This is a genomic window from Bartonella vinsonii subsp. berkhoffii ATCC 51672, assembly GCF_902825225.1.
Taxonomy (GTDB): Bacteria; Pseudomonadota; Alphaproteobacteria; order Rhizobiales; family Rhizobiaceae; genus Bartonella; species Bartonella berkhoffii.
The window spans coordinates 53094-67844 of sequence record NZ_CADEAK010000002.1; the positions used below are offsets into that span (position 1 = coordinate 53094).

Consider the following 14751-nt stretch of genomic DNA (forward strand, 5'->3'; position numbering starts at 1 on the left):
TTTAGGGCAATTTTTCTTTATCTTTTCACATCAATCTTAAAAAAAGATTCCACAACACGCACAAGAGTGACATCTTCGCACGACAACAGCCAATCAAAAGGAGCCATAATCCGCCTTACAGTAACATTTTGATGTAAAACAGCTTGAAAAGGCAACTCTGGAATATCACATCCTTTATCATTTGAGAGCATCAGCAACGACTGTAAAGAGGGAAAATGGGGATTTTCAAGATCGAAATTGCTGTTTTGCAGTAAAGCTTTCAGCTGTTCCAAACCCGCTGCTCCAACTTTTATGGCATCGGTTCCATGATTGGTAATCCGATAGCGTCCATCCCATAAAAAAGTTTTACTGGGTGCAACAAGCACCTCTTTCATGTTACGAGATTCGCGCCAAAGAGCAATTCCGTTTTTATTATATTCGATAACCGATCCAGCCAGAGTAAAGCGCTGCTTTTGGGAAGAATTGAGACAAAGCTTTTGAACAAGAGTGATCAATTTTTGAGCAGGAAGCAAATAAGAGCTCCCTCCCATTAACACCGCAAAGAGCCCAACAACAAAAGGAAAACTTGGATGTTTTTGTAAGAATGGCGCAGGCTTTGCAATAAAACACCGTCCATATTCAACAGCGATATCGAGAGCCAAAATCAAATCGGCAACAATTTGTGCTTGTTGACAACGTTTCAGTGTAGCTTCATGCACCCTTTGGGCGATACCGTTAAGCTTTTGGGGATGAAGAGAGTGACGCACCCGCACACGCTCAAAATTAAAATCTTCATTTGTTGGATCATCAATCCACGTTTTTCCCTGTAGACGCAAATAAGTCCGTAATGTTTTGCGCTTTACACCAAGGAGCGGACGAATCAAGCGTATTTTTCGAAGCAACAACGCCTCACGCGGAATACAGGATAAACCACGCGCATAGATTAACCCATCATTTTCACCAAGAAGACAATTTTTTTGCGCAATATTTTCTCCACTGTCTCTAGCCTCTCCCCCATCCTGCATGCCCTCAAAAGCCCCACGCTGTAAAACACCCCCAGTGTTACGAGCATCACCCCCATCCCACATACCCTCAAAGGCTTCACATGGCAAAACATTGAGACTTTTTGAAAGACGCTGGTACCGCATCTGATAGGTTTCAGCCTGATCATTAAGCGTATGCCCTGTCATAATAAGTGTTGCACCTTGTTTTTGCGCTTCTTTAAACAAGAGATTATAGCGGGCAATACGAGCACTTGAAGCGATATGCGTCTTTGGCTTTTTGCCTTCCCATCGCACAATGATGTGTTTAATGTGATGGGCACGACAAATTTCTGCAACAATAGAAGCTTCACGGGCTGATTCTTTACGCAATTGATGATCAACAGTAACAGCAATGATTTCGGGAGGAACAGAAAGCGTTTTTAAATGGTCTTTGACCAAAAACAGCAAAGCCAGAGAATCACTTCCTCCTGAAACTGCAAGAATCACCTTTTGACATTGGATAAAATCCGATATCTTAAAGAGATTTCCTGCTAGCCTAATGCCCACCGTGACTGACTCCGCTCCTTTTAACAGGTTTACAAAAGACGGACTCTAACGTTTCTTTTGATTGTTTCGCAGCAAGCGTACAAACCTCTTTGTTCTGTTCAAGAGCAACCATACTGATTGCTAATTTCAGCAAAATCTCAGAGAAGTAGAGCTCTTTTTTATCTGTATACCATGCGTTAAGATAAACTTGTGCTGCTTCATGATAGCGTTTTTGTCCTAACAAAGCTTCTGCCAACCAAAACAAAGCATCATCATGCAAAGGATCTTTTTTATAATGCTGTTGAAAAGTGCAAAAAGCTTTTTCAGCATCAACATAATTGGCAGAAAGAAGTAAATTATAGCCTTTTTTATACAATTCTTTGGCAGAAAGAAGCGAAGAATCTTCGCCCTGATGGGAATCGAAGTACTCTGCTTGTTCATGAATCTTCTCTAAACGGCTTTCCTCCAAACGCTCTCCTGTTTCCTTTGCATCTTTATGCTCTTCCTTCAGATTTTCGTCTGTTTTTTGCACGTGACCATAGATTTCCTGTAAACGGCTTTCATAACTCTCCACATGTGTCATCCTGTCTTGAGCAACACTGTCTTGAACCTCCTTTGTGTTCTGCTCCTGAACCATCCCTTCCTTTGCAATCTGCACGTTTTCATCCAAAACAGCGCTCTCAAAAGCACAAGAATAAACAGAAGAATCTTTTTTATCAAAAAGCTGGTGAAATTGCTTTTTGACATTTTTCAAATCATGATGCTCCAGCACCGTTCGTATTCTTTGCAAGAGTTTATCCAAATCATAATCTTTAAAAAAATCCTTCTGATTTTGTAAAATAAACTCTCGACTTTGAATCATCCCCTGAAAAGAGGGACCTTCATCCACCTCAACAGCCTTGTCCGCAGCAGGCGCAACCTCCTTCACCTCCTCAACAGCCTTGTCCGCAGCAGGCGCAACCTCCTTCACCTCCTCAACAGCCTTGTCCGCAGCAGGCGCAACCTCTTTCACCTCCTCAACAGCCTTGTCCGCAGCAGGCGCAACCTCCTTCACCGCTTCAACAGCCTTGTCCGCAGCAGGGGCAGCCTCTTTCACCGCCTCAACAGCCTTATCCGCAGCAGGCGCAACCTCCTTCACCGCCTCAACAGCCTTATCCGCAGCAGGCGCAACCTCCTTCACCGCTTCAACAGCCTTGTCCGCAGCAGGCGCAACCTCCTTCACCGCTTCAACAGCCTTGTCCGCAGCAGGCGCAACCTCCTTCACCGCTTCAACAGCCTTGTCCGCAGCAGGGGCAGCCTCTTTCACCTCCTCAACAGCCTTCTCCGCAGCAGGCGCAACCTCTTTCACCGCTTCAACAGCCTTGTCCGCAGCAGGCGCAACCTCTTTCACCGCTTCAACAGCCTTGTCCGCAGCAGGCGCAACCTCCTTCACCGCTTCAACAGCCTTGTCCGCAGCAGGGGCAACCTCTTTCACCGCCTCAACAGCCTTATCCGCAGCAGGAGCAGTTTCATTCGCCACAGTAGAAGCCTTATCGGATGGAGAGTATTGGGAAGCTTTTCGCGCTGCACTTTGAGCAGAGGAAGCAAAACAAACTATGAGAACTACCATACAAAAAAGAGGTTTCCAATTTTTCTTACAACACAATCTCATATTTTTCTCCCCTCAAAAGCTAATCCAATCGTTTAGAGAAACCATTTCTTCTAATTACCGTTCATGTTATGAAGCGTTGTAACAGCACGCCGATTTTGGTTCCAACAAGAAATATCATCACACACTGCAACAGGTCTTTCTTTTCCATAAGAAATCGTTTGAATCCGTTGCGCAGACACACCAAGAGAAACCAAATAATCACGCACAGCAACAGCACGACGCTGTCCAAGTGCCAAATTATATTCACGCGTTCCTCGCTCATCGGCATGACCTTCAATCATAATAGAATGATAAGGATAGCGAAGCAACCATTCTGCTTGGCGCATTAAAACACGTTCAGCATCAGGCTCAATTGAAGAAGAATCAAGACTAAAGAAAACGCGATCTCCAACGTTAACAGCAAATTCCCGTCCCGAACCTGGAGAGGACTGATGAAAACCATCCTTCCAATAAGAACTGTTCATACCGTTTGGTCCCCCCACATGACTTTTGCCACAACCAACCAAAGACAATGAGAAAACCAAGACAACAGCTAAGGGATGAAAGGATACATTTTTAATAGAGCGCATAGAGTGATTCTCCTTAATGAATAAATATTGAAAGAATAGCTTCTTTCAAGAGTGCTTTAAGAATAATCATTAATTCCTAATGAAACAGAAATTTTCTTTCATTCTTTCCCATTCATCATTTTTAAATTTCGCTGTTTTTCTTCATTTACAGCCTTTCAGAACCAACGACAACAGCGCTTACACTATCTCTCTATCACCCTGTCATATGTCATCCTGCTGGCTTTTCTGCAAAGCATTCAGTTTCGCAAAAACCTTACCGGCATCAAAATTCTTGTGAGGATCATGTTCTCTCTGCTCGTCTCCCTGATTTTCCCCAAAATCTTTATTAAAAGCAGCATTTTCTGTCACTGATGCTGGAAGCAAAGACACATCTCCCTCTACAGAAGCAGGGCGATTTTTTGCAACCCGCTGGAGTTCAAAATCCAAATCAATTTGTGAACAAAGCCCCAATCCCACAGGATCGAGAGAAACCAAATTAGCGCTATTCCAATGGGTTCTATGACGAATTTGTTCGATAGTTGCTTTTGTTGTTCCAATTAACCGTGCAATCTGTGCATCTTTCAACTCAGGATGGTTTGTCACCAACCACAAGATACCATTTGGACGATCCTGACGTCGGGAAAGAGGAATATAACGTGCACCCTTTCGTCTTTTTTCCGGAATGTGGACTCTGGATTCGGAAATTTTTAAGCGTGCATTTTTATCCGCCTCGACGCGTGCAATTTCACTGCGCGTCAATTGTCCAGAATTAATGGGATTGAGACCTTTAATACCATGGGCTGCTTCGCCATCGGCAATAGCTTTTACTTCCAACACGTGCAATTTACAAAATTCTGCAATCTGGTCAAAAGAAAGAGCAGTGTTATCAACCAGCCAAACAGCTGTCGCTTTGGGCATCAAAAGTTGCGTTGCCATCTCTATAATATCCTCTCACTTTGCCTCTTTATAGCATTCTTGAGGCAGGTTATTGCTCCCTGTAGAGCATTAGAACTTTTTCTTACACGTCAGGCTTTTTCACCCACTCTTCAATTTAAAGCAAGATATGGAGTAAACCATTTTAGGAGTAAACCATTTTTGCCATGAAATTATATTCTTTATAGCCTGATTTTTCATGAACGACAAGACATCTGTCCTGTAATGATCCTCAACAGAGTGTCTTTACCTTTAAAGTGAATTTTCTTATAAAGGGTTTATTTGATCACTTATACCCTCTGTTGCGGCATATTTATTCTGAGAAAAGAAGTCTTTGATCACCTTAAATCAGGAGAAACCCAACAGGAAGACACGCCTTTAAACTGGAAAGAAAACTATGGCAGGCCATTCACAATTTAAAAATATTATGCACCGTAAGGGGCGTCAAGATGCGATGCGCTCGAAAATTTTTTCTAAACTTGCACGCGAAATTACAGTTGCAGCCAAACAAGGGGCACCTGATCCAGCCATGAACCCGCGTTTAAGGCTTGCCGTTCAGAATGCCAAGGCCCAGTCGATGCCGAAAGACAACATTGAGCGCGCTATTAAAAAAGCTTCAGGCAATGATGTGGAACACTATGATGAAGTGCGCTACGAAGGATATGGTCCAGGGGGTGTTGCCGTCATTGTCGAAGCTTTAACTGATAACCGCAACCGCACCGCTTCAAACGTGCGCGCGGCCTTCACGAAATCAGGCGGAGCCTTAGGAGAAACAGGTTCTGTAAGCTTCATGTTTCAGCGAATTGGTGAAATCATCTATAAGCCCGAAGCAGGAACAGCAGACAGCATCATGGATGCCGCAATAGAAGCTGGTGCAGAAGATGTGCAATTAGAAGAAACAGGACACCATATTACTTGTGCCTTTGAAGATATTGGCGAAGTTTCTAAAATGCTTGAAGCAAAACTTGGTGAAGCAGAATCGATCAAAACCATTTGGAAAGCCTCCACCCTTGCGCCAATAGATGAAGAAAAAGCTTTATCCGTTTTACGTCTTATTTCGACATTAGAAGAAGATGATGACGTACAAAATGTTTATGCTAATTTTGACGTCAGCGAAGAGATTTTAGCAAAACTCTCTGGTTAATCCCTCGACAATGATCCTCCATGCAATCATCCCGTATGCAACAATGATTGCGCGCGCTCTTGTGCAGAAAACATTCTACACTGCTTACAACACTGTCATTGGCCCTTCATTGTTGCTGCAACATAAACAAAGCCCCGCTTCAAGAGTGGGGTACTCTTATACAGACTCAAAAAAAAACTTTAAAAAAATACAAAAACTTCTATCAATTTTTTCAAGAGCCTCTTTATCTGAAAGCATTTTCCCCACGAAGCTCCACCACCATCAAACCACAGCAAATGAAGTGTAAAGCTTACAATGACTTCAGATCAACCACTTAATAAATGCAACAAATCACCATTCTTCAGCTTTAAAGATGATTATTGCATAGACTTTCGCATTGTTTTTTCTTCAACGGCTCCTTTTATTGTTATTGCATATTAAGCAATGGCGACCATGCTGGATCAGAAGCATCATTGGGCGTATCGACTTGGCGTTCATTGCGTCCAGTAATGTCAATGGTATAAAGCTTGGGACCCATGCCCGGATTTTTGCGAAAGAACATCAACACACGCCCATTAGGAGCCCAAGTTGGTCCCTCATTGTGAAACCCTGTCGTTAAAATCCGTTCTCCTTGTCCATCAGGGCGCATAACACCAATGGAAAATTGTCCCTCTGACTGTTTTGTAAAGGCGATATAATCACCCCGTGGTGACCAAATGGGCGTAGAATAGCTCCCTTCATTTGAGGAAATACGCTGAACATTGCTCCCATCCGCATTCATTGTATAGATTTGTGGCTTTCCGCTACGATCAGATGAAAAGACGATTTGTGTCCCATCGGGTGAATAAGAGGCTGATGTATCAATAGCCGAAGTTATTGTAAGCCGCGTCATTGTACGGGTACGTAAATCCATAGTATAAAGATTTGCACTCCCATCATTTTGCAACAAACTCATAATCACTTTTTGTCCATCAGAAGAAAAACGTGGAGCAATTGTCATATTGTCAAAGGTTCCTATCAACTCTCTTTGCCCCCTTTCAATTTGTTGAAGATAAACATGGGGCACTTGATTATGTGGATAAGCCATATAGGTAATTTCTTGTCGTTTGGGTGAAAAGCGCGGTGTGAGAACCAACTCACTCCCATCAGAAATATAGACAAAATTTGCTCCATCTTGATCCATAATCGCTAAGCGTTTAATACGTGCATTTTGGGGACCCGTTTCATCTATAAAAACAATTCGCGTATCAAAATAACCGCTTTCACCTGTCATCTCACTATAAATCTCATCGGCAATCATATGTGCAACACGCCGCCAATGTTCTATAGCAGTATAAAAACGCCGTCCTTTGAGTTGTCGTTGTCCAAAAACATCCCATAAACGAAACTCAACTCTCAACCGGCCATCAACTTCCCTTATCACTTGTCCGGTGACCAACCCCTGCGCTTTTATTTTTTTCCAATACGTAAAACGCGGTTGCCTGTTGGGATTAGTAATTTTTTTAAAAAAAGACGCCTTATCAAGCGATAAAAAAAGTCCTGATCGTTCAAGATCATCTTTCACCACAGCTGCTATTTTCAACCCTATCGAATCATTTGAAATAAAATCCGTGATAGCAATAGGAATAGGATTAAAGTCAGCACTAGAAATAGTGCCTTTCAGTTGTGCATGAACCGGTGAAAAACTCGAAAACCACAAACAACACGTGACGATAAGCCAAGAAAAAAAATTATGTCTCGTTATAGTTATCATGGAATGTATCCTTTCATTAAGAACAAAACATATCTGTATTTCATCGCGTTATTTCTTGAAGGGGATCAACATTAAAATCGAAACCTTGCCCCCACAAATCATATTGATCACGTGGAAGATCAGCATAAGGTTGACATGAAAAAACAGCTGCATACACCTGTCTTATCATAATGGCTTGCTGGCTCTCAGCACCGCTTAAAGGATCAATAATAGGATCTCCCATAACCATTCCTTGACGGTTTAGGTAAAACCGCAAACGCACAACCGGACGGTTTTTTAAATCACCTCCAAGCGCTACAAGTTTAAGCTTCTGTTGAATGCACCCCCCAGCAATACTGACCAATGTTTGTGCCATTTTTGTGGTGTCACCCATATTTTTTCTTGCTCCCAAAGCTTCTGGTGATCTAGAGCGTTTTGCCCCCCCTCTTTGCGTGCGTGCACGATTCAGCAGATTATTTTCCTCACTTGCCAAAATATCTTCAATTGTTTGGTCTTTTATTTGCTGGTTTTGTTTTTTTATTTCTTGTGCACTTTGAGATGTGGATTGTTTGGGTGATTTTGGTTTGGATTGTGGAAGAGGAAAATTATCTGGCAACGTTATGGGGGAAATTTGCTGGGGGGCTGGTTTTATAGATGTTTTGGATATCGTTGGAGCCGGCTCTTGTGGCAATGTTTTCTCTTTATTTTCAGATGTTTCTAAAGGTGCCTCTGGCTTTAACTTCTGAGCATCCTCTTGAGGCATCTCCAAAGGTGCCTCTGGCTTTAACTTCTGAGCACCCTCTTGAGGCATCTCCAAAGGTGCCTCTGGCTTTAACTTCTGAGCATCCTCTTGAGGCATCTCCAAAGGTGCCTCTGGCTTTAACTTCTGAGCATCCTCTTGAGGCGTCTCCAAAGGCACTTCTATTTTTGGAGGCGTTTGTGTATTTTCTTGTGATATTTCTTGCTCTGTAAATTCTGGTAAAGGCTTTTCCAACGGATTCTTTTCTCCTGATGGCGGAGGTGTTGCTTCAATAGGCCGTGGTTTTTCATCCTGTCTAAAGGGTGCGAGACTATCGAGCAGCCCTTCTCCAAAATGACGCGCAACTTCTTTCTCTTGTGGTTTAGTGGTTGGTTTCACTGCTGGAATTTCACGCACAGGAGCATTCACTGCTCCTTTTTGAGAAGACAGCTCTTGCGTTAAAGGAGCAAGAGTAATCGGAATTGCCTCCAATTGCTGTGGAAGGGAAACAGGACTGATGAAATGCCCCCCCGCCCAACTAAGCAAAACCACATGTCCTGCAAGGGATAAAGTCAAGCTTCGTTTCATGCTATGATAAGAGCCTTTGTTCATCTCCATACCTTGCGTTTTTTAAAAACTGTCTGTTTCTTTGCAGATAAGATGTATTTTAAAGACAACATGTGACATGTTCATCATCAGCTTATTGCGCCAAACTAGCCAAAGCCACTTGTGAAAAACCTGCTTTTTGAATATCGGCAAGCAGTTTTAACACTTGTTGATATTCAACAGTTTTAGCAGCACGTACAAAAAGACGCCTGTTTTTTTGTGCAGGCTCAGACTCCAATTTGGCTTTAAGTTGTGCAATGAGAACTTCCGCTGTCTCGTAATAGTCTTGATTAATGGCGAAGCGCCCTTGCGCATCAAGGGAAACCGTGAGAGGGGTATCTTGCGTTTGCACGGGTCCAGCTTGACTACGCGGCAAATCAAGAGGAACACCGTTGACCAAAAGAGGAGCAGAGACCATAAAAATAATCAACAACACCAGCATGACATCAACAAACGGTGTCACATTGATCTCACTCATCAATTGACGATGCGAATAATGCCGCCTGCGTGTATTTTTTGAAGAAGAAGCAACAGAAATTCCCATGGAGTATTCCTCTTATAATGGTGAATGCACTGTGAGGGTTTCATCAATACGCCGTGAGACAATGGTTGAGAATTCATCAGCAAAATTTTCTATTTGTGCAATAATCCGCGCACTTTCATGGACCAGTTTGTTATAGGCGATAACCGCTGGAATTGCTGCAAACAAACCGATGGCGGTAGCCAAAAGTGCTTCGGCAATACCTGGAGCAACAATGGCCAATGACGTGTTTTGAGAGGCAGAAATAGAAAGAAAGGAACTCATAATTCCAATGACTGTTCCAAAAAGACCAATAAAAGGTCCCGCCGATCCCAATGTCGCTAAAAAACCTAATTTTGATTCTATTTTTGCACTTTCACGCCCCAGCGTGAGATCCATAGCCTTATCAATTCTACTTTGTAGACTTATCGATGTATGAATTCCTTTTTCGAGGGATTTTTTCCATTCCACCATTGCTGCCATAAAGACCGCAGATATGCTATTGGTGCATTGACTTTTACATTCTGCATAAAGATCTTCTAGCGCCTTACCTGACCAAAATACGCGCTCAAATTGTTTTATTTCACGCCGTATTCTCCGATAGGTAAAGATTTTATCAAAAATAATTGCCCAACTCCATACAGAAGCGAGCAGCAGTGCAATCATAACAGCTTTAACAATCCAACTTGCTTGCATAAACAAATGCAATATTCCCATCATTTCTGGATTCGTTAGTTCTATATGTGGCATCATTTTTGTCCCCTTAAAGGTTCATTTATGAAAATTTAATAAAGCAGATTGTTTTATAGTTTCTAAATTTCAGAAAAAAATTTCAGTCCCTCTTTGGTTAAAGAGCCCATACAATCCCCCTTTTTGAACAGCAACCATTTTAAACAAGAATTGTTGAAAAAAGCCCTTTAGGTAAACGACGTGGTTTTCCTATCTCATTAATGAGGGCAATTTCAACTTTTGCTGTTACCAACATCACATCTCCCCGCATAATACATTGTTCCATAAAAAAGCGTGCTCCTTGAATGCGGTTAATTCGTGTTTTGACTGTTAAAAGATGATCGATTTGTGCTGATCGTAAAAAATTGATTTCCATATGGCGGACCACAAAAAACAGTTTTTCACCTTCAATACCTGATGCTAACATCTTGTTATTAAAACCTGTATCCCGTAAAAATTCTGACCGTCCCCGTTCAAAAAATTCGAGATAGCGTGCATGGTAAACCACGCCAGAAAAATCTGTATCAGCAACATAAACGCGCACTTGAAAATCATGAAACGGGTTTTCATGATCTTTTAAAAAAGATGTTTCCATCATCTGCTCCATCTCATAAAATTGTTTGGAAGGGTAAATTGTCTTCTATCAACGGGGAGTTGACCGCATTTTTGTGTTAAAATCGTGGAAGTAAAAGCATAAAATCCCGAATAGCCTAGCAGCCCTGCGCTTGTTTTATAAGCATTCTTTATAAGTATTCTCCCCCAAATAGTGTATCTTTTTATCTCTCAAAAACATTTATCACTTAAGAGATGTTTCAGTCATCTTCTTCATCCCATAAAGTTTTTTGGAGAGATGAAGTGTCTTGTATATCGAGCAAAGTGCGTTTTTGTGTTGCAGTTGTGGAAGCTGGAGCACAAAGTCCTAAATGGCTCCAAGCTTGTTCTGTAAGAATTCGCCCACGAGCTGTGCGCTGAATAAAGCCCTGTTGAAGAAGATAGGGTTCAATAATATCTTCAATGGCATCGCGCGGTTCTGAAAGAGCAGCAGCAATTGTTTCAATCCCCACGGGGCCTCCTAAAAAAGTTTCCGCAATGAGGAGCAAATAGCGACGATCAAGGGGATCAAGCCCAAGGTGATCAACTTCAAGACGCGAAAGGGCTTCATCGGCAACTTTACGGTCAATTTTCTCTGCTCTTTTGACCAGAGCAAAATCACAAACCCGTCGTAATAACCTCCCCGCAATGCGTGGCGTACCACGTGCACGGCGTGCAATTTCATGGGCGCCATCATTACTTATCTGGACCGAAAAAAGCCGCGCATTGCGTTGAACGATATATTCTAATTCCTCTATGGTATAAAAATTGAGACGGATTGGAATGCCAAAGCGGTCTCGTAATGGGGTGGTTAACAAGCCCAAACGCGTGGTTGCAGCCACCAAGGTAAATTTAGCAAGATCAATTTTTACGGAACGGGCTGCGGGACCTTCACCAATTATAAGATCCAGCTGATAATCTTCCATAGCTGGATAAAGAATTTCTTCAATTGCCGGACTTAAACGGTGAATTTCATCAATAAAAAGAACATCCCGTTCTTCTAGATTGGTCAACAGGGCAGCCAAGTCCCCTGCTTTAGCAATAACTGGTCCTGAAGTAGAGCGAAAATTCACCCCTAATTCTTTCGCCATAATCTGTGAAAGCGTTGTTTTTCCCAATCCAGGGGGACCAACAAACAAAACATGGTCGAGCGCTTCTTGGCGTGCTTTTGCTGCTTCAATAAATATTTTCAAATTTGCCCGTGCCGCTTCTTGACCAATAAAGTCATCAAGCACTTGTGGTCTTAAAGAACGATCTGGATCGTTAGGGAGAGGCATGGCACCCAAAAGGCGTTGATCTTCATCTTTATGCATTGTTACCTTTTACTCAAGTGGAAGGAGAAAGCAATTTGAGGCTATGGCGAATAAGCAGAGCAGAGGAAACGTTTTCTCCTTCAAGATCCTTCATAGCTAAAGCAAGCGCACGGGCTGCTTTATCACGTTCAAAACCAAGATTGATCAAAGCAGAAAGCGCCTCGTTGGTTGGTTGATGCGCCATTTCTATCTGAGGCATTGGAGCAGTATGGAAAGCATTGTCATTGAAGGGAAGTGCTTTGCTTTTGAGTTCACCAACAATTCTTTCACTGACTTTTTTACCAACGCCTGGAGCACGACTAATCATAGCAATATCGTTTAATGCAATGGCTTGTGCAAGTTCATCTGTTGATAAAGTCCCCAAAATTGCCAAAGCAACTTTAGCCCCCACACCAGGCACATTTTGCAGCAAGCAAAACCACTCTTGTTCTGCTCTTGTAGCAAAACCAAAAAGGCGAATAGCGTCTTCACGAACATGTGTTTCAATAAAGAGACTTATACTCTCACCAAGAGCGGGTAAAGAAGGACGCAGCCGATTTGACACAAAAACCACATAACCCACACCGTGAACATTTACAAGGATATGATCATCAAAGATATGTTCAAGAGTCCCTTTTAATTTACCAATCATGCTGTAATCCTTGAACGATGAGAAATGCTGCTGCGGTGCATGCTATGGCAAAGAGCAAGCGCAAGTGCATCAGCCGCATCATTATTGTCAAATTCAGCACGAGGAAGCAAAACTTTTACCATCATATGAATTTGTTCTTTAGCACCATGACCAACACCAATAACTGATTTTTTTACTTTATTTGGCGCATATTCAAAAACGGGAAGATTTGCTTGTGCTGGAACAAGCAGAGCAACAGCACGCGCTTGACCAAGTTTTAAAGTAGCCGTAGCATCTTTATTAACAAACACGTGCTCCACAGCCGCTTCATGGGGCATAAATTGATGCACGATCTCTGAAAGTCCCCTATAGAGCTGACAGAGTCTGGAAGCAAGGTCACAGCGTACGTTAGAAGAAACCGTCCCTGCTGCAATGAATTGAAGGCGATTTCCGGAGAGATCGATGACACCCCATCCTGTATGCCGTAGTCCGGGATCAATGCCTATAATACGAATCGTCTCTACCATAAATTCGAAGTCTATACACTTTTGCTATGTTTGAACAGATGCACTTAAAACAAAGAAAAAAGAGAAAAAATACGCCTTCTTTAGCGATGTGTAAACCTCATGGACACGTCTCGATGAAGCGAGACATCAGACTTCACGAGGCATTATCTGTCATAAGTTCTAAGTCTATAAACCTTCTCCACACGTAAACAAAGGAACATACCAATAAGACAGAGGGAAGAAAGAAAAGAGATTGAAATGCCTTGAGCCAAGCGTAGCGCTAAAGACAGAACCTCTCATGAAAAACTGTAAATTACAGAAACTTTTTTCATTTTTATTGTAAATCCCTTGAAATTCCTTTATGACTGTAAAGGTGATTTTGGTCGTATACGCAACGGCCTATAGGGACTTGAAAACCCGAAACCTAAACATTAAATGAGTCCGCTTTGCGGGTATCCCAGAATTCCGGGAGTTTTTGCTATGTCCAGGTGCGATAAGCACTAAAAGCAAAAAGCTGAGTTAGGTTCAGTGTTTTCAAGCTCCCGGAATACCAACGCGAGGGCGCTCGCAACCGGTGGGGGGCATGAAATGCAAGCCAAAAACCTTTTTCACGACATTTTTATAGGCAAAAAAATTCGTTTTAAGCGAAAAATGTTGAAAATGTCTCAGAAAGAATTAGGGAACCACTTGAGGATAAGCGCACAACAAATTCAAAAATATGAAACAGGATTAAATCGTATAAGCGCTGGACGTTTGAACGAAATTGCCAATATTCTCAATGTACCACTTTCCTTTTTTTACGCGGAGATCCTCACAAAACAACCGCCCCCATACCATCATGATGAAATCGTCTCGAACAAAGAAGAATATCTGCTTTTAAAAAGCTTTAGAGTTCTGAATTCTCTCAAACAAAGAGCAATTTTACAGTTAATCTCTGATCAAAAGTAAAACCTAAGCAAGATCAACACGCAAAAATGTTACCGCTTTTCTCACCAATTTTGATGGATGCGGATTTTGGTGTGATGTGGAAGACAAAAAACGCGGTACAAAATTCTCTAAGAACGCCGAAATGCTGTTTTCAGAAATTCGATTTGTCTTCCTACGGGATTTTCCTCTTCTAAGAGATGAGGCAGTCCGTCTTCTTTATTGGTGCGCATATATTGCATACGCGCTTCGAGACGAAGGGAACGTGCAACAAAATTGCGGAAGACTTCTGGTAATTCTTGCCAATGCGCACTTTCTAATTCCAGTGTTGGTGTATGAAGTGATACTTTTGCAATTTCTTTTTGTATTTGTTCTGGTGTCATTTCCCCTTCACGCTCTGCGCGAAGAAGGAGGAGTTGCGAAGCAATTTGCATCAGCCGTGTACTGAGAAACATAGCTTCTTTTGCATAAAGAGCAGAAATTTCTGCTGAAAGAGTTCGTGCAGCCAATTTTCCTTCGGTGTCGATATAGGTTGCAGTTTCTTCAATCAAAGTCATCGTCTCCTCATAGAGGCGATTAAAGGCATTTTCAAACGCACTATGTTCAATCATGATGATGGGCTCATCATCGGAATGTTTAGGTGCACTCACGCTTTATACTCCCAATATCCTCACAAAGACTATGATACTCAACGAAGTGAGAATTAAAAAGTTTCTTT

The 14751-nt window shown here is 42.2% G+C and carries 15 protein-coding genes; 2 read left to right on the plus strand and 13 right to left on the minus strand.

Annotation, left to right across the window (positions count from 1 at the left end):
* Positions 1-17 precede the first annotated feature (17 nt).
* The 4 genes from tilS to J7R10_RS01185 form a co-directional block, all read right to left on the minus strand.
* The gene (gene tilS / locus J7R10_RS01170) at positions 18-1529 is read right to left on the minus strand and encodes a tRNA lysidine(34) synthetase TilS (RefSeq protein WP_010705770.1); all 1512 of its coding nucleotides are present in this window, start codon (positions 1527-1529) and stop codon (positions 18-20) included.
* The gene (locus J7R10_RS01175; RefSeq protein ID WP_244428963.1) at positions 1519-3117 is read right to left on the minus strand and encodes a tetratricopeptide repeat protein; all 1599 of its coding nucleotides are present in this window, start codon (positions 3115-3117) and stop codon (positions 1519-1521) included. The genes tilS and J7R10_RS01175 overlap by 11 nt, the downstream gene beginning before the upstream one ends.
* Positions 3118-3209: 92 nt before the next feature.
* Positions 3210-3728 carry a peptidoglycan-associated lipoprotein Pal gene (gene pal / locus J7R10_RS01180; protein WP_010705772.1) on the minus strand — a complete coding sequence of 173 codons (519 nt, stop codon included), beginning with the start codon at positions 3726-3728 and terminating at the stop codon, positions 3210-3212.
* A 201-nt stretch (positions 3729-3929) separates the two neighbouring features.
* Entirely contained in the window at positions 3930-4643 is a 714-nt protein-coding gene (locus tag J7R10_RS01185; RefSeq protein ID WP_010705773.1) for a DUF1013 domain-containing protein, read from the minus strand.
* Positions 4644-5037: 394 nt separating this feature from the next.
* Between J7R10_RS01185 and J7R10_RS01190 the strand changes: the two genes are divergently transcribed.
* Complete coding sequence (locus J7R10_RS01190; protein ID WP_010705774.1) at positions 5038-5784, plus strand: YebC/PmpR family DNA-binding transcriptional regulator; 747 nt, start codon at positions 5038-5040, stop codon at positions 5782-5784.
* Between the two features lie 406 nt (positions 5785-6190).
* On the opposite strand, the gene tolB is transcribed toward J7R10_RS01190, so the two are convergent.
* The 8 genes from tolB to ruvC all read right to left on the minus strand — a co-directional run bounded on the left by tolB (position 6191) and on the right by ruvC (position 13130).
* Positions 6191-7516 (minus strand): Tol-Pal system beta propeller repeat protein TolB, encoded by a 1326-nt coding sequence (gene tolB / locus J7R10_RS01195; RefSeq protein ID WP_010705775.1) that lies wholly within the window; start codon positions 7514-7516, stop codon positions 6191-6193.
* Positions 7517-7556: 40 nt separating this feature from the next.
* Positions 7557-8846, minus strand: coding sequence for a cell envelope integrity/translocation protein TolA (locus J7R10_RS01200; protein WP_010705776.1), 1290 nt, complete (start codon positions 8844-8846; stop codon positions 7557-7559).
* A gap of 88 nt (positions 8847-8934) precedes the next feature.
* Positions 8935-9384, minus strand: coding sequence for a protein TolR (tolR, locus tag J7R10_RS01205; RefSeq protein ID WP_010705777.1), 450 nt, complete (start codon positions 9382-9384; stop codon positions 8935-8937).
* A 12-nt stretch (positions 9385-9396) separates the two neighbouring features.
* Positions 9397-10110 (minus strand): protein TolQ, encoded by a 714-nt coding sequence (gene tolQ, locus J7R10_RS01210; RefSeq protein WP_026501456.1) that lies wholly within the window; start codon positions 10108-10110, stop codon positions 9397-9399.
* A 139-nt stretch (positions 10111-10249) separates the two neighbouring features.
* On the minus strand, positions 10250-10684 hold the full coding sequence (gene ybgC / locus J7R10_RS01215; protein ID WP_010705779.1) for a tol-pal system-associated acyl-CoA thioesterase: 435 nt from the start codon (positions 10682-10684) through the stop codon (positions 10250-10252).
* Between the two features lie 217 nt (positions 10685-10901).
* On the minus strand, positions 10902-11993 hold the full coding sequence (gene ruvB / locus J7R10_RS01220) for a Holliday junction branch migration DNA helicase RuvB (protein WP_010705780.1): 1092 nt from the start codon (positions 11991-11993) through the stop codon (positions 10902-10904).
* 13 nt (positions 11994-12006) lie between these two features.
* Positions 12007-12624, minus strand: a complete 618-nt coding sequence (gene ruvA / locus J7R10_RS01225; protein ID WP_010705781.1) for a Holliday junction branch migration protein RuvA — start codon at positions 12622-12624, stop codon at positions 12007-12009.
* Positions 12621-13130 carry a crossover junction endodeoxyribonuclease RuvC gene (gene ruvC, locus J7R10_RS01230; protein WP_010705782.1) on the minus strand — a complete coding sequence of 170 codons (510 nt, stop codon included), beginning with the start codon at positions 13128-13130 and terminating at the stop codon, positions 12621-12623. The genes ruvA and ruvC overlap by 4 nt, the downstream gene beginning before the upstream one ends.
* A gap of 567 nt (positions 13131-13697) precedes the next feature.
* Here ruvC and J7R10_RS01235 point away from each other — a divergent pair.
* Positions 13698-14057: a helix-turn-helix domain-containing protein gene (locus J7R10_RS01235; RefSeq protein ID WP_010705783.1), complete on the plus strand. Its 360-nt coding sequence runs from the start codon at positions 13698-13700 to the stop codon at positions 14055-14057.
* Between the two features lie 107 nt (positions 14058-14164).
* On the opposite strand, the gene J7R10_RS01240 is transcribed toward J7R10_RS01235, so the two are convergent.
* The gene (locus J7R10_RS01240; protein WP_010705784.1) at positions 14165-14683 is read right to left on the minus strand and encodes a DUF1465 family protein; all 519 of its coding nucleotides are present in this window, start codon (positions 14681-14683) and stop codon (positions 14165-14167) included.
* Positions 14684-14751: the final 68 nt, after the last annotated feature.